The sequence below is a fragment of the Streptomyces sp. NPDC012474 genome, from assembly GCF_042955185.1.
Taxonomy (GTDB): domain Bacteria; phylum Actinomycetota; class Actinomycetes; order Streptomycetales; family Streptomycetaceae; genus Streptomyces; species Streptomyces cahuitamycinicus.
Genome location: NZ_JBIBEP010000002.1, coordinates 502,404 through 517,615, shown reverse-complemented (window position 1 = coordinate 517,615; position 15,212 = coordinate 502,404). Strand labels below are relative to the sequence as shown.

The 15,212-nt window shown below is 70.5% G+C and carries 11 protein-coding genes; 6 read left to right on the top strand and 5 right to left on the bottom strand.

Annotated elements, in window-relative coordinates; genetic code table 11:
• Positions 1-137: 137 nt before the first annotated feature.
• The 4 genes from ACFY9S_RS07170 (at position 138) to ACFY9S_RS07155 (ending at position 4,543) form a co-directional block, all read left to right on the top strand.
• The gene (locus tag ACFY9S_RS07170) at positions 138-1,895 is read left to right on the top strand and encodes an SDR family oxidoreductase (protein WP_391123912.1); all 1,758 of its coding nucleotides are present in this window, start codon (positions 138-140) and stop codon (positions 1,893-1,895) included.
• Between the two features lie 144 nt (positions 1,896-2,039).
• A complete protein-coding gene (locus ACFY9S_RS07165) occupies positions 2,040-2,588 on the top strand; it encodes an RNA 2'-phosphotransferase (RefSeq protein ID WP_391123910.1) in 549 nt (182 codons plus the stop codon).
• Positions 2,589-2,668: 80 nt separating this feature from the next.
• Positions 2,669-3,574 (top strand): LLM class flavin-dependent oxidoreductase, encoded by a 906-nt coding sequence (locus ACFY9S_RS07160; RefSeq protein ID WP_391123908.1) that lies wholly within the window; start codon positions 2,669-2,671, stop codon positions 3,572-3,574.
• Between the two features lie 99 nt (positions 3,575-3,673).
• Positions 3,674-4,543: an HAD hydrolase family protein gene (locus ACFY9S_RS07155; protein ID WP_391123906.1), complete on the top strand. Its 870-nt coding sequence runs from the start codon at positions 3,674-3,676 to the stop codon at positions 4,541-4,543.
• Positions 4,544-4,562: 19 nt separating this feature from the next.
• Here ACFY9S_RS07155 and ACFY9S_RS07150 read toward each other — a convergent pair whose 3' ends face one another.
• The 4 genes from ACFY9S_RS07150 to ACFY9S_RS07135 all read right to left on the bottom strand — a co-directional run bounded on the left by ACFY9S_RS07150 (position 4,563) and on the right by ACFY9S_RS07135 (position 11,769).
• Positions 4,563-5,630 carry a peptidoglycan DD-metalloendopeptidase family protein gene (locus tag ACFY9S_RS07150; RefSeq protein WP_391123904.1) on the bottom strand — a complete coding sequence of 356 codons (1,068 nt, stop codon included), beginning with the start codon at positions 5,628-5,630 and terminating at the stop codon, positions 4,563-4,565.
• Positions 5,631-5,731: 101 nt separating this feature from the next.
• The gene (gene cydD, locus ACFY9S_RS07145; RefSeq protein WP_391123902.1) at positions 5,732-9,220 is read right to left on the bottom strand and encodes a thiol reductant ABC exporter subunit CydD; all 3,489 of its coding nucleotides are present in this window, start codon (positions 9,218-9,220) and stop codon (positions 5,732-5,734) included.
• Positions 9,221-9,232: 12 nt separating this feature from the next.
• Positions 9,233-10,240, bottom strand: a complete 1,008-nt coding sequence (cydB, locus tag ACFY9S_RS07140) for a cytochrome d ubiquinol oxidase subunit II (protein ID WP_391123900.1) — start codon at positions 10,238-10,240, stop codon at positions 9,233-9,235.
• 20 nt (positions 10,241-10,260) lie between these two features.
• Entirely contained in the window at positions 10,261-11,769 is a 1,509-nt protein-coding gene (locus tag ACFY9S_RS07135) for a cytochrome ubiquinol oxidase subunit I (RefSeq protein ID WP_391123898.1), read from the bottom strand.
• Between the two features lie 149 nt (positions 11,770-11,918).
• On the opposite strand from ACFY9S_RS07135, the gene ACFY9S_RS07130 reads away from it, so the two are divergent.
• Positions 11,919-12,311, top strand: coding sequence for a cyclophilin-like fold protein (locus ACFY9S_RS07130; RefSeq protein ID WP_391123896.1), 393 nt, complete (start codon positions 11,919-11,921; stop codon positions 12,309-12,311).
• A 16-nt stretch (positions 12,312-12,327) separates the two neighbouring features.
• On the opposite strand, the gene hisC is transcribed toward ACFY9S_RS07130, so the two are convergent.
• On the bottom strand, positions 12,328-13,407 hold the full coding sequence (gene hisC, locus ACFY9S_RS07125; RefSeq protein WP_102907939.1) for a histidinol-phosphate transaminase: 1,080 nt from the start codon (positions 13,405-13,407) through the stop codon (positions 12,328-12,330).
• Positions 13,408-13,839: 432 nt separating this feature from the next.
• Between hisC and ACFY9S_RS07120 the strand changes: the two genes are divergently transcribed.
• On the top strand, positions 13,840-14,952 hold the full coding sequence (locus tag ACFY9S_RS07120; RefSeq protein WP_391123894.1) for a substrate-binding domain-containing protein: 1,113 nt from the start codon (positions 13,840-13,842) through the stop codon (positions 14,950-14,952).
• Positions 14,953-15,212 lie beyond the last annotated feature (260 nt).

The window sequence follows — 15,212 nt, the reverse complement described above, 5'->3', positions numbered from 1 at the left end:
TGGCGGTCGTCACTCCGCAGAGCTGTCTTCGGATCAGCCCTGAGTATTACGGGCCCCTAGGGGAGCTGGTTCTTCGGAGTTACCACGCCCGGGAAGCCTCTATTGACGAACTCTCTAACAACTGCCAGATTCGCCGGATGACGTTGCTGACGGGCGCGCGGGAGCGCTGGGTGCGGACCGGCGAAGTCGAGCTCTGTGTGGCCGAGATGGGTGATCCGGGGCGGCCCACGGTCGTCCTGGTCCACGGCTACCCCGACAGCAAGGAGGTGTGGTCCGAGGTCGCCGGGCGGCTCGCCGGACGCTTCCACGTGGTGGCGTACGACGTCCGCGGCCACGGTCGGTCGACGGCGCCGAGACCGCTGCGGGGCGGGTTCACCCTGGAGAAGCTGACGGACGACTTCCTGGCCGTCGTGGACGCGGTGAGTCCGGACGAGCCGGTGCACCTGGTGGGGCACGACTGGGGCTCGGTGCAGGCCTGGGAGTTCACCACCGTGCAGCGCACCGAGGGGCGCATCGCCTCCTTCACCTCGATGTCCGGGCCGTCCCTCGACCACTTGGGCCACTGGATCGCCCGGCGTGTGAAGCGGCCCACCCCGCGCCGGGTCGGCCAGGTCCTGGGGCAGGGCGCCCGGTCCTGGTACGTGTACCTGCTGCATACGCCCGTGCTGCCCGAGCTGGCCTGGCGCGGCCCGCTCGGCACGCGCTGGCCGCGGATGCTGGAGCGCGTCGAGAAGGTGCCCCGGGGCGGCTACCCCACCGCGTCCCTGCCGTCGGACGCGGCCCACGGGGTCTGGCTGTACCGGGACAACGTCCGGCCCCGGCTGCGCGCGCCACGCCCGGACGCGCACGCCCACGCGCCCGTGCAGGTCATCACGCCCCTGGAGGACCGGTTTCTCTCGGAGCGGCTCCACGACGAACTGGAGCAGTGGGTTCCGCAGCTGACCCACAGGACGATCCAGGCGGGGCACTGGATCCCGCGGACCCGCCCGGACCGTCTGGCCTCCTGGATCGAGGAGTTCGTGACGTCCGTCGGGAGCGGGCGGTCCCCGGTGGTGGCGAGCGGCGAGCACGCCGAACGCTTCGGCGGGCAGCTCGTACTGGTCACCGGAGCGGGCAGCGGCATCGGGCGGGCGACGGCGCTCGCGTTCGCCGAGGCCGGAGCGCGCGTCGTGGCCGTCGACCGGAACGCCGAGGCGGCGGTGCGCACCGCTGAGAAGTCCCGCCTGCTGGGCGCCCCGGAGGCATGGGCGGAGACGGTCGACGTCTCCGATGAGCGGTCCATGGAGAAGCTCGCCGAGAAGGTCACCACCGATTACGGAGTGGTGGACGTCCTTGTGAACAACGCCGGGATCGGACTGTCCGGTTCCTTCTTCGACACCACGCCGGAGGAGTGGAAGAAGGTCCTCGACGTCAACCTGTGGGGTGTCATCCACGGTTGCCGGCTCTTCGGCCGACGGATGGCCGAGCGTGGGCAGGGCGGCCACATCGTCAACGTGGCGTCGGCCGCGGCGTATCAGCCGTCCCGGGCGCTGCCCGCCTACAGCACCTCCAAGGCGGCCGTACTGATGTTCAGCGAGTGCCTGCGTGCGGAGCTGGCAGGCCAGGGGATCGGCGTGACGGCGGTGTGCCCCGGGTTCGTCAACACGGCCATCACCTCGACGGCGCACTTCGCCGGGGTCGACTCCCAGGAGGAGAAGCGGCTGCAGAAGCGCGCCGCCCGTCTGTACGGACTGCGCAACTACCCGCCGGAGAAGGTCGGCCGTGCGATCCTGCGGGCGGTGACGCGCAACGAGGCGGTGGTGCCGGTGACTCCCGAGGCGCGGGGCGCGCGCTGGCTGTCACGGTGGGCGCCGGGGGCGCTCCGGGGCCTGGCGCGGGTGAAGCCACCGGTGTGAAGTGAGGTGCCAAAACCCCTGCGGTGGCGGCCAGTTGTCCACAGAACCGCCAATTCCCCTGTGGATAACCATACTTGGCTGTGGATCAAACCTCCGGAGTGAAACTCGATCGCGTGATGCGCGTCTCTCCCGCACCCTGGAGGGATGGACGAAAGACGCACCGTGAAGGTGTCGAAGTACTTGTCGAAGCATCTGCGCCACCAGCCGGAACGCATCGGGCTCACGCTCGACGAGGCCGGCTGGGTCGAGATCGACACGTTGATCGCCGCGGCCGCCGCGCACGGCTTCCGGTTCGCCCGCGACGAACTGGACCATGTCGTCGCCACCAACGACAAGCGGCGTTTCGCCGTCGAGGGCACCCGGATCCGCGCCAGCCAGGGCCACAGCGTGGACGTCGACCTCGGGCTGGCGTCGGCCACCCCGCCCGCGCACCTCTACCACGGCACCGTCGCCCGCACTCTGGATACGATCCGGGCCGAGGGACTCCGCCCGATGAACCGGCACGCCGTGCATCTCTCGCCCGACCGGGAGACCGCGACCCGTGTCGGAGCCCGCCGGGGGCAGCCGGTCGTGCTCGGAGTGGACGCGTCCGCCATGCACGCCGACGGCCACGTCTTCCACGTCAGCGCCAACGGGGTGTGGCTCACTCAGGCCGTACCGCCTCGCTACCTGCGCTTTCCCGGACCACGCTGACCTGGTGGCGATCAGAGACGCACGGTGACTGGTTTCACGTGAAACACAGGTGGCCCCCGGGCTCCCTTAGGCTCGATCTCATGAGTCTGCGCCTGAGCACCGTGATCCTCCCGTACCGCCGCTGGCACGAAGGCGGCCGCGCGGCCTGGACGCGCGCGGAGCAGCTCGGTTTCCACACCGCCTACACCTACGACCACCTGTCCTGGCGCACCTTCCGGGACGGCCCGTGGTTCGGCGCCGTGCCGACCCTCACGGCCGCCGCGAGCGTCACCGACCGGCTGCGGCTGGGCACCCTGGTCACATCGCCGAACTTCCGGCATCCCGTGACACTCGCCAAGGAGCTGATCTCCCTCGACGACATCTCCGGAGGGCGGGTCACGCTGGGCATCGGCGCGGGGGGCTCGGGCTTCGACGCCACCGCGCTCGGCCAGGAACCGTGGACACCGCGCGAGCGCGCCGACCGCTTCGCCGAGTTCGTCCCGCTGCTCGACCGGCTGCTCAGCGAGGACGCCGTGTCGTACGACGGTGACTTCTACTCCGCCCACGAGGCCCGGAACATCCCCGGCTGTGTCCAGCGGCCCCGGCTGCCGTTCGCGGTGGCCGCGACCGGTCCGCGTGGGATGCGGCTCGCGGCCCGGTTCGGCCAGGCGTGGGTGACCACCGGCGATCCGAAACTGTTCGAGAACGGCACACCTGAACAGTCGATTCAGGCCATTCGCGGGCAGGCCGAGAAGCTCGACGACATCTGTGCCGAGGTCGGCCGGGACATGACCGGCCTCGACCGGGTCCTGCTCTCCGGTTTCACACCGGATCGCAACGGCCCGCTCCAGTCCCTGAACGCGTTCGTGGACTTCGCCGGACGGCATGCGGAGCTGGGGTTCACGGAGATCGTGATCCACTGGCCGATCCCCGACTCGCCGTTCGCGGCGGAGGAGAAGGTCTTCGAGCAGATCGCGATGGAAGCTCCGGCACAGCTGCGCCGCTGAGCGTCGCGGGACGGTCGGGACGCCTCTGGTCAGGGCGGTATCCACTCACCTGTGCGGAGCCCCGCACGCCCGTGCAGGCATGTGCGGGACAATGGCCGGGTGACCTCAGCGACCCGACAGCCCGAGACCGCGGCCCAGACCCTTCCGCCGCGGCTGATCGCCACCGACCTCGACGGCACCCTGCTGCGCGACGACAAGTCGGTGTCCCCGCGTACGGTCGCCGCGCTGGCCGCCGCCGAGAAGGCGGGCATCGAGGTCTTCTTCGTCACGGGCCGCCCGGCCCGCTGGATGGACGTCGTCAGCGACCACGTGCACGGCCACGGCCTGGCCATCTGCGGCAACGGTGCCGCCGTGGTCGACCTGCACGGCGGCCCGGGTGCCCACCGGTTCGTGAAGGTGCGGGAGCTGGCACGGGAGAACGCCCTGGACGCCGTACGGCTGCTGCGCGACGCGGCGCCGGGCACCGTGTACGCGGTGGAGCAGACGTACGGCTTCTACCAGGAGCCGGCGTACCCGAAGCTGCACATGGAGATACCGGACAGCCTCGCCCCGGCCGAGGAACTGCTGGGCCCGGATCACCCGGCCGCCTCGGAGCCGGTGCTGAAGATCCTCGCCTACCACCCCGAGATCGACCCCGACTCCTTCCTGACCCTGGCCCGCCTCGCCATCGGCGACCGTGCCGACGTCACCCGCTCCAGCCCCAGCGCCCTGCTGGAGATCAGCGGCCCGGGAGTGTCCAAGGCCAGCACCCTCGCCCTGTGCTGCGCCGAGCGCGGCATCTCGCACGAGCAGGTCGTCGCCTTCGGCGACATGCCGAACGACGTCGAGATGCTGACCTGGGCGGGCCGGTCGTACGCGATGGGCAACGCGCACCCGGACGTGATCGCCGCCGCATCGGGCCGGACGGTGGCGAACAACGACGACGGGGTCGCGGTCGTGATCGAGCAGTTGCTGGCGGAACTGCCGTAGCCGCCGGGGCCGGAGCGTCTCAAAGGGACACCCCGCGCGCCGCCAGCCACGACACCGGATTCACCGCCGAGCCCGTCTCCGCCGTGACCCGGGCCTCGAAGTGCAGGTGCGGCCCCGTGGAATTGCCCGTGGTGCCCGACTGGCCGATCCACTGGCCCGGACTGACGTGCTCTCCCTGGTCGACCGCGAGGGAAGCGAGATGGGCGTACTGCGTGTAGTAGCCGCCCGCGTGCTTGAGCACGATCTCCATGCCGAAGGCACCGCCGCAGGACACCTTCACCACCCGGCCCGCGCCCACGGCCCGCACCGGCGTGCCGATCGGCACCGCGAAGTCCTGCCCCGTGTGCCGGCTGGACCACCGCGCGCCACCGCTGCCGTAGGACGCGGACAGTTCGTACGTCTCGACCGGCGCGACCCACTCGCCGTCGGTGAACCCCGTCTCCGGCTGGTCGAGCCGGACGGCTCCGCGGCATGCTCCGGCCGCGACCGCCACGTCCGCCTCCCCTTGGAGCCGCGAACGGGCAGTCTCCAGCTTCTGTTCGATGTCCGCCTTCAGCCCGGCGAGTTGCAGGTTGCGCTTCTCCAGCGCCTGCCACCGGTCCGCGGCCCTGGCCTCGTCCGCCGCGAGCCGTGCCTCGGCGCGCCAGTTCTTGGAGATCGCGTTGTTCACGGCGAGATGCGCCTGCGAGAAGGCGTGCTGACCTCGCATCAGGCCGTCAGGGCTGTCGGCGAGGATCATGTGCGCGGCCACCGGCAGGCCACCGCTGCTGCGGTACTGAGCCCGGGCGATCCGGCCCAGGTCCTCGTGCAGGGCGGCGATGTGCCGCCGCTGCGCGTCCAGGAGTGCCTCCGTCCGCTGGGCTTCGGCCCGCTCCTTCTCGGCCTCCTCGCGGCCGGCCTCGTACTGCTGTGTCGCCACCGCGGCCTCCTCGTACAGCCGCGCCACCTCGGCGCTGAGGCCCTGGTCCGCGCCGGTTCCGGTACCGCTGCCCGGTTCCCCGGGCGCCGCCGTCGGCCGGGCCGCGAGCACGGTCAGCGCGCACAGCAGGACCGGAACCAGCAGCCGATGACGGCGATATGAGCGCATGTCAGCGATCGTCGCCCAGCACTGCGGGCCCGGTCCTGTTCAGGTCGTACGGCTGGGGGACCGGCTGCGCCGAATGGCCCAGTGCGCACCGGCCCCGGCTGCTACCGCGCTCCCGCCGGCGACTCCGCGGCCGCCTCCCGCTCGGCCATCTCCCGCAACGGCCCGTCCAGCGCCAGCAGCTCCGCGTAGGGACCGCGCTGGACCACCCGTCCCCGGTCCAGCACGAGCACCTCGTCGACCGCTTCGAGCCCCGCCAGCCGGTGCGTGATGAGCAGCGTCGTCCGGCCCTCGGTCGCGGCCAGCAGATCGGCGGTGAGCGCGTCGGCGGTCGGCAGGTCGAGGTGCTCCGCGGGCTCGTCCAGCACCAGGACGGGGAAGTCGGCGAGGAGTGCCCGGGCCAGCGCCAGACGCTGCCGCTGGCCTCCCGACAAACGCGCCCCGTGCTCGCCCACGAGCGTGTCGAGGCCGTCGGGCAGGCCGTCGGCCCAGTCCAGCAGCCGGGCACGGCACAACGCGGCGCGCAGCTGGTCCTCGGTGGCGTCCTTCCTGGCGAGCAGCAGGTTCTCGCGCAGCGAGCTGTCGAAGAGATGCGCGTCCTGCGCACACAACCCGACGAACCCTCGTACGTCGTCACTGTGCAGCGCGTAGGCGTCCACGCCCGCCAGCACGTACGAGCCGGCCTTCGCGTCGAGGAACCGCAGCAGCACCTGCGCCAGCGTGGTCTTGCCTGAGCCGGAGGTCCCGACCACGGCGATCCGGCGGCCCTCGTCGAGGGTCAGGTCGAGCCCGGCGAGCGCGTCGCGCTCCTGCCCGGCGTACCGGGCGGTCAGCCCTTTGAGCACGACCGGGAACGGTGAAGCGGGCGCCTGCCGGGGCCGCTCGGGCTCCCCCACGGGCTCCGGGGCGTCCAGAACCTCGTAGACCCGCTCCGCGCTCCGGCGGACGCGTTGCCGGTACTGCACGGCCAGCGGCAGCCCGAGCACGGCCTCGAAGGCGGCGAGGGGGGTCAGGACGACGACGGCCATGGTCACGCCGTCCAGCCGCCCGGCGGCGACCGCCTGGGCACCGGCCAGGGCAGCCGCCGTGACGGTCAGGCCGGAGACCAGCGCGGTGAGACCGTCGCCGAGGGCCGTGGCGGTGGCGGCGCGCGAGGCGATCCGGGTGAGCGCCCCGTCGGCCTCGCGCGCCTGGGCGGTCCGCGCGGGCAGCGCGCCGGCGACCGTCAGCTCGGCGGTGCCGGTGAGCAGATCGGCCACCCGCGTCGCGAGCACCCCACGGGCGGGCGCCAGCCTGTGCTCGGCCCGCCGGGCCACCGCGCCGGTGATCAGCGGCACGCCGACCCCCGCGGCCAGGAGCCCGGCCGCGAGCACCGCGCCGGCCTCGGGCAGCAGCCAGGCCGTGAAGCCGACCGACGCCGCCGACACGACGACGGCCGCCCCGGCCGGCAACAGCCACCGCAGCCAGTAGTCCTGCAGTGCGTCCACGTCGGCGACCAGGCGGGAGAGCAGATCACCCCGGCGGACCCGGCGCAGCCCGGCGGGCGCCAACCGCTCGAGCCTGCGGAACACCGCGACCCGGGTGTCCGCCAGCATCCGCAGCACGGCGTCGTGCGACACCAGCCGCTCGGCGTACCGGAACACGGCCCGCCCGATGCCGAACGCCCGCGTAGCGGTGACGGCCATCATCAGATACAGCACGGGCGGCTGCTGCGAGGCCCGCGAGATCAGCCAGCCAGAGGTGGCCATGAGCCCCACGGCACTCCCCAGCGCGAGGCTCGCGAGCAGCAGCGCGAGTCCCAGCCGTCCGCGCCGGGCACCGGACATGGCGCGGACACGGGCGAGGACCCCGCCTGCAGCCGGCTGACTGACGAGCTCGGCCGGGGTGGGCGGCTCGACCTCGACGGGCCGCGTTCCGGTCCCCCGGGCCACGGCGGATGCCACAGGCGACCCGGCGGAGGTCTCGGGCTCCGCCAGCCGCACCACCCGGTCCGCGACCTCCAGCAACGCCGGCCGGTGCACCACCAGCAGCACCGTCCGGCCGGCCGCAAGGCGCCGCACCGCCGCGACGACCTCGGCCTCGGTGGCTCCGTCCAGCGCCGCCGTCGGCTCGTCGAGCAGCAGCAGGGGCCGGTCCGCGAGGAACGCCCTGGCCAGCGCGAGCCGCTGCCGCTGCCCGGCGGACAGCCCGGCGCCGTCCTCGCCGAGCACGGTGTCCACACCCTCGGGCAACGCGTCGACGAACTCCAGCGCCCCGGCGTCCCGCAGCGCCTGCCGTACTGCGTCGTCACCGGCGTCGGGCCGGGCCAGCCGTACGTTCTCGGCGATCGTCCCGGCGTACAGATGCGGCCGCTGCGGTACCCACGCGATCCGGGAACGCCACGCCTCCAGGTCGGCACCTGCGAGATCGACTCCCCCAACCCGCACCCGGCCCTCGTCCGGTCGCGCGAACCCCAGCAGGACGCTCAGCAGCGTCGACTTGCCCGCGCCGCTCGGCCCGACCAGCGCGACCGTCTCCCCGGGCTCGACGCTGAAGGTCACGTCCGAGACGGCGTCCACCGACCGCCCCGGATACCGGACGGTCACGCCCTCGAACGACAGCGCACCCTCCGCCACGGCCGCGGAACCGGACGCCGGGACGGGCGTCTCCAGAACCTCGAAGATCTCCTCGGCGGCGGCGAGCCCCTCGGCCGCGGCGTGGTACTGCGCCCCGACCTGCCGCAACGGCAGATACGCCTCGGGCGCGAGGATCAGGATGACGAGGCCGATGTACAGATCCATCTCTCCGTGCACCAGCCGCATGCCGATCGTCACGGCGACCAGCGCCACCGAGATCGTCGCGAGCAGCTCCAGGGCGAAGGAGGAGATGAAGGCGATCCGCAGCGTCCGCATGGTCGCCCGCCGGTACTCGCCGGTGATCCGCCGGATCGACTCGGCCTGCGCCTTGGCCCGGCCGAAGACCTTCAGCGTCGGCAGCCCCACGACAACGTCCAGGAAGTGCCCGGACAGCCGCGAAAGCAGCTGCCACTGACGGTCCATCCGGGACTGGGTCGCCCAGCCGATGAGCACCATGAAGACCGGGATGAGCGGGAGGGTGCCCACGATGATGGCCGCGGAGACCCAGTCCTCGGTGACGATCCGCGCCAGCACCGCCACCGGCACGACCACCGCGAGACCCAACTGCGGCAGATACCGCGAGAAGTAGTCGTCGAGGGCGTCCACCCCCCGGGTGGCCAGGGCGACCAGGGAACCGGTCCGCTGCCCGCTCAGCCAGCCCGGCCCCAGCTCGGCGGAACGCTCCAGCAGCCGCCCCCGCAGCTCGGACTTCACCGCCGCGCTCGCCCGGTGCGCGGCGAGCTCGGTGAGCCAGCCGACCAGGGCCCGGCCGACCGCGACCGTGGCCAGCAGCACCAGGGGAGTGCCGAGTTCGGACACCGCCATGCGGTGCTGGAAGGCGCCCACCACCACTTCGGCGATGAGCATCGCCTGCGCGATGACCAGCCCCGCCCCTACGACGCCCAGGGCCACGACCGCCGCCAGGAAACCCCGGGTGGCTCGGGCGTACCGGAGCAGACGCGGATCGATTGGTTTCACGTGAAACACACCTCAGTGCACGGTCTCGGCGGCGATGTGCTGAGTGCCGATCCGCTTGCGGAACACCCAGTAGGTCCAGCCCTGGTAGAGCAGGACGACCGGGGTGGCGATCCCGGCACACCAGGTCATGATCTTCAGTGTGTACGGGCTGGACGAGGCGTTGGTGACCGTCAGGCTCCAGTCCGGGTTCAGCGTCGACGGCATGACGTTCGGGAAGAGCGTCAAGAAGAGCATCGCCACCGTGGCCACGATGGTGAGCCCCGACAGGGCGAACGCCCAGCCCTCACGCTTCGCCCGCGCCGCTACCAGCGCCAGGACGAGCGACGCCACGGCCGCGACCAGCGCGACGAGCGATGTCCCGTCACCTCGGTCGGACTGCGTCCACAGCAGGAAGACGAGCGCCAGCAGGGCGGTCACCAGCCCGACGCGCAGCGCCAGCTTCCGCGCCCGCTCCCGAATCTCCCCGACCGTCTTGAGCCCGACGAACACCGTCCCGTGGAAGGTGAACAGCGACAGCGTGACCAGCCCGCCCAGCAGCGCGTACGGGTTGAGCAGGTCCAGGACGCCGCCGGCGTAGTTGAAGTCCTGGTCGATCTTCACGCCGTGCACGATGTTGCCGAAGGCCACACCCCACAGGAACGCGGGGATCAGCGAGGTCCAGAAGATCGCCGTCTCCCAGTTGCGCTGCCAGCTCTCCTCGGGCCGCTTCACGCGGTACTCGAAGGCGACACCCCGGACGATCAGGCAAACCAGGATGAGCAGCAGGGGCAGGTAGAAGCCGGAGAAGAGCGTGGCGTACCACTCGGGGAAGGCGGCGAAGGTCGCGCCGCCCGCCGAGAGCAGCCACACCTCGTTGCCGTCCCAGACGGGGCCGATGGTGTTGATCAGCACCCGCTTCTCGGGCCGGTTGCGGGCGAGCAGCTTCGTGAGCACGCCGACCCCGAAGTCGAAGCCCTCCAGGAAGAAGTAGCCGGTCCACAGGACGGCGATCAGGACGAACCAGACGTCGTGCAGTTCCATGACTGTGCAGCTCCCTCGGCCTAGTACGAGAAGGCCATCGGCTTGTCGGCGTCACGGGAGTCGCCGCCGATCTTCGTGGGCGGGTTGAGGTCGGCCTCGGTGAGCTCCGGCGGGCCCGCCTTGGCGTACTTGACCAGCAGCTTGACCTCGACGACGGCGAGGATCGCGTACAGCGTGGTGAAGACGACCATCGAGGTGATGACTTCGGCCTGGGAGACACCGGGGGAGACCGCGTCACGCGTCTGGAACAGGCCGTAGACGACCCACGGCTGGCGGCCCATCTCGGTGAAGATCCAGCCCCAGGAGCTGGCGATCAGCGGGAAGCCCAGGGTGAGGATCGCGATGCGCCAGTACCACTTGGTGAGGGTCGGGCCGAGCGCCTTCTTCGGCAGCAGCACGAGATGCGGCACCTCGTCGTCGCCCACCCTCAGATGCTGCGGCAGCATGAACTTCTTGCGGGTCAACCACAGCCCGGCCAGGCCGATGGCGAACGACGTCATGCCGAAGCCGATCATCCACCGGAAGCCCCAGTAGGCGACGGGGATGTTGGGCCGGTAGTCACCGGGCCCGTACTTCGCCTGCTCGGCCTTGTTGACGTCGTTGATGCCGGGCACGTACGAAGTGAAGTCGTCCTTGGCGAGGAAGGACAGCAGGCCGGGGATCTCGATGGCGACCTTGTTGTGGCCCTTGTCGACGTCGCCGACGGCGAAGACCGAGAAGGGTGCCGGCTTCTCGCCGTCCCACAGCGCCTCGGCAGCGGCCATCTTCATCGGCTGCTGCTGGTACATGATCTTGCCGAGCACGTCGCCGCTGATCGCGGTGAGGAGCCCGCCGATGACGACGGTGACGAGGCCCAGCCGCAGCGAGGTCTTCATCACGGGGAGGTGCTTCTTGCGGACTATGTGGAAGGCCGCGATGCCGACCATGAAGGCGCCGCCGGTCAGGAAGGCCGCTGTGAGCGTGTGGAAGACCTGGGCGAGCGCGGTGTTCTGGGTGAGCACCAGCCAGAAGTCGGTGAGCTCGGCCCGACCCTTCGCCTCGTTGATCCGGTAGCCCACCGGGTGCTGCATCCAGGAGTTGGCCGCGAGGATGAAGTAGGCCGACAGGATCGTGCCGATCGAGACCATCCATATACAGGCCAGGTGGATCTTCTTCGGCAGCTTGTCCCAGCCGAAGATCCACAGGCCGATGAAGGTCGACTCGAAGAAGAAGGCGATCAGGGCCTCGAAGGCCAGTGGCGCACCGAACACGTCACCGACGAAGCGCGAGTAGTCGGACCAGTTCATGCCGAACTGGAACTCCTGCACGATGCCGGTGACCACACCCATCGCGATGTTGATCAGGAAGAGCTTGCCCCAGAACTTCGTCGCTCGGAGGTACTTCTCCTTCTCCGTCCGCACCCAGGCCGTCTGCAGACCGGCCGTGAGCGCGGCCAGCGAGATCGTCAGGGGGACGAACAGAAAGTGGTAGACGGTGGTGATGCCGAACTGCCATCGCGCCAGGGTCTCCGGCGCCAAAGCCAGGTCCACGTCGCCGCTCCTTACCTACGCTTGTGAAAGCGTTCACATTCACAAGCCATTATGCAGCACGGACTTTCGAGCCCTGGAGGGGGTCCCCTGTCGCGCCGGTCACAACAGGCCCCTTGGCTGGAACTTCAACATATTGTTGAATTGATGGCATGCAGACACCGCCGCCACCACGGATACGGATCTCCTGGCCCGCGGGCCATCTCACGGCGTCGCTCGACGACACCCCGACCAGTCAGGCCCTCGCCAACGCGCTGCCTCTAGTGTCGACAGCGCGCACCTGGGGCGAGGAGGTGTACTTCGACACAGGAGTGTCGGTTTCACGTGAAACAGGCGCCCGCGAGGTCGTAGAGCCGGGCACCGTCGCCTTCTGGACCGACGGCGACGCCCTCGCCCTCCCGTACGGACCAACGCCGATCTCACAGGGTGACGAGTGCCGCCTCGCAAGCCCGTGCAATGTCCTCGGCCGTCTCGACGGCGACCCCGGCCTGCTCACGACAGTGCGGGACGGCGACCCCGTACGCGTGGAACTTCTGGACGCCTGACCTGGCGCGCTGAGCCCTACAGCTCCTTGCGGAACCCTTCCGACACCTTCAGGAAGATGTCGTTCGCCTCGGCCTCCCCGACCGTCACCCGCACACCCTCACCCGGGAACGGCCGGATCACCACGCCCGCCTGCTCGCATGCCTGCGCGAACGCGACCGTGCGCTCCCCCAGCCGCAGCCATACGAAGTTGGCCTGAGTCTCGGGCACAGTCCAGCCCTGCGAGCGCAGACCGTCGACCACGCGCGTGCGCTCGCACACCAGGGAGCCGACCCGGCCGAACAGTTCGTCCTCGGCCCGCAGTGAGGCGATCGCCGCCTCCTGCGCGAGCTGGCTCACGCCGAACGGCACTGCCGTCTTGCGCAGCGCCGCGGCCACCGGTTCATGGGCGATGGCGAAACCGACACGCAGGCCGGCGAGGCCGTACGCCTTCGAGAAGGTCCGCAGCACACAGACGTTGGGCCGGTCACGGTAGAGCTCGACGCCGTCCGGCACCTCGGGATCGCGAATGAACTCGCGGTAGGCCTCGTCGAGGACCACCAGCACATCACTGGGCACCCGGTCCAGGAACCGCTCCAGCTCGGCCCGCCGCACCACCGTGCCCGTGGGGTTGTTGGGGTTGCAGACGAAGATGAGCCGCGTCCGGTCGGTGATGGCGTCGGCCATCGCGTCGAGGTCGTGCACATCCCCGGGCGTCAGCGGCACCTGGACCGACCTCGCGCCGCTGATCTGCGTGATGATCGGATACGCCTCGAACGACCGCCAGGCGTAGATCACCTCGTCGCCCGGGCCGGAGGTGGCCTGGATCAGCTGCTGGGCGACACCGACCGAACCGGTACCGGTGGCCAGGTGGGCGAGAGGCACGCCGAACGCCTCGGACAGCTCGTTCATGAGCGCCGTACAGGCCATGTCCGGGTAGCGGTTGAAGGTGCAGGCCGCCGCCGTCACGGTCTCCATCACACCCGGCAGAGGCGGATACGGGTTCTCGTTGGAGGACAGCTTGTAGGCCACCGGACCACCTGCCGCGGCGGGCTTGCCGGGCTTGTAAGTGGGGATCCCCTCCAGCTCGGCGCGCAGCTTGGGGCTCGTCTCGCTCACCGCAGTCCTCCTCGTGAAGACCGGCGGCCCATGACCGCCGCCGACATCCATTACTCCTCACCTTATGAGGATTCGGCGCCGCTGCGTATAGCCACGACCGAGCAGCCGGGCCCCGACCTCTCCTGTCCCACCGGCAACAGGGGCATCGGCGCACCAAGGCGTACGAATCCGGGGGCGCGCCTCACATATATCTACGCGCCGGTGGTGCACGCCGTGGCGCGCATCCCTCGTGCAGGTGAGTTGAGACCTCTTCGCAACATCACCCACTTGGCAGGCCCGTGCGCGCCGACAAGACACGTACTGTCATGAGAGCGTTCAACGCCCTTGCTTTCCAAAGCAATTGGCAGTAAATGATCATGCAGAAACGTGCCTGTCAACGTGTGCATATGCGTCCGCACTACCCCACCGCATGAGCCCTACTATCGGCTCGCCATGACAGCAGCAGGGAAGCACCAGGTGAGCCGCGCGGAAACCTCACGGCGAGGCAGCAGGCCGGGTCGGGCGGGCATCAGAGACGTGGCCGCCGCAGCCGGAGTCTCCATCACGACCGTCTCCGACGCCCTCAACGGCAAGGGCCGGCTCCCGGACGCCACCCGGCGCCATGTCCGCGAGGTCGCCGACCGACTGGGCTATCGCCCCTCGGCGGCCGCCCGGACCCTCCGTACCGGCAAGTCGGGACTCATCGGCCTGACCGTGACCACATACGGGGATGAACCTTTCACCTTCACGGAGTTCGCGTACTTCGCGGAGATGGCGCGGGCCGCCACCTCCGCCGCGCTCGCCCGCGGCTACGCCCTCGTCATCCTGCCCGCGACCTCCCGCCACGACGTGTGGTCGAACGTCGCCCTGGACGGCACCGTCGTCATCGACCCCTCCGACCAGGACCCGGTCGTCGGTGAACTCGTCCGGCAGGGCCTGCCGGTCGTCTCCGACGGCCGCCCGGCCGGCGCCCTGCCGGTCACCGCCTGGGTCGACAACGACCACGAGGCCGCCGTCCTCGGCATCCTCGACCACCTGGCCGACGCCGGCGCCCGCCGGATCGGCCTGCTGACCGGCACGTCGACGGACACGTACACGCACCTGTCGACCACGGCGTACCTGCGCTGGTGCGAGCGAGTGGGCCAGGATCCGGTGCACGAGGCCTACCCGGCGCACGATCCCTGCGCGGGAGCCGTGGCCGCCGACCGGCTGCTCGCCCGGCCCGACCGGCCCGACGCGGTCTACGGACTGTTCGACCCGAACGGCACCGACCTGCTCGCCGCGGCCCGCCGCTACGGCCTGCGCGTCCCCGACGACCTGCTGCTGGTCTGCTGCAGCGAGTCCACCGTGTACGCCAACACCGAGCCACCGATCACCACGCTCTCCCTGAAGCCGCGCCGCATCGGCACGGCGGTGGTGCAACTCCTCATCGACGCCATCGAGGGACTGGAATCCGACCGGCCGGTGGAGCAGGTGATACCGACGGAGCTGATCGTGCGCACCTCGTCCCAGCGACGCTCGCCGCGCACGACGGTCAGCCCGCCGCGATCACCCGAGGAGACGTAGGTCCACTCACCCAGGTAAAGGGAAGGTCGTACTCCTGGGGAGAAACAGGGCCGGTCCCCCGGAGAGAAGGGATCGTTCTCGCGGAGAGCGGAAGAGCGGGGACGGTCACACGGTGGTCAAAGCCCGGTCCAATCGGGGCGAAAGCCGCGGTGAACTGGACTCTTGCTCTGATTCACCACCCCTGGGTCATCACATGGCGCGATCCGCATTCCTATGATGGGCCCACGACACCCGCGGGCCGCTACGACCAGGCAGTCCGA

Coding starts and splice junctions, on each gene's coding strand:
- ACFY9S_RS07165 (WP_391123910.1), top strand. CDS start 2,040: ATGGACGAAAGACGCACCGTGAAGGTGTCGAAGTACTTGTCGAAGCAT.
- ACFY9S_RS07150 (WP_391123904.1), bottom strand. CDS start 5,630: ATGCGCTCATATCGCCGTCATCGGCTGCTGGTTCCGGTCCTGCTGTGC.
- ACFY9S_RS07160 (WP_391123908.1), top strand. CDS start 2,669: ATGAGTCTGCGCCTGAGCACCGTGATCCTCCCGTACCGCCGCTGGCAC.
- ACFY9S_RS07170 (WP_391123912.1), top strand. CDS start 138: ATGACGTTGCTGACGGGCGCGCGGGAGCGCTGGGTGCGGACCGGCGAA.
- cydB (WP_391123900.1), bottom strand. CDS start 10,240: ATGGAACTGCACGACGTCTGGTTCGTCCTGATCGCCGTCCTGTGGACC.
- ACFY9S_RS07120 (WP_391123894.1), top strand. CDS start 13,840: ATGACAGCAGCAGGGAAGCACCAGGTGAGCCGCGCGGAAACCTCACGG.
- ACFY9S_RS07130 (WP_391123896.1), top strand. CDS start 11,919: ATGCAGACACCGCCGCCACCACGGATACGGATCTCCTGGCCCGCGGGC.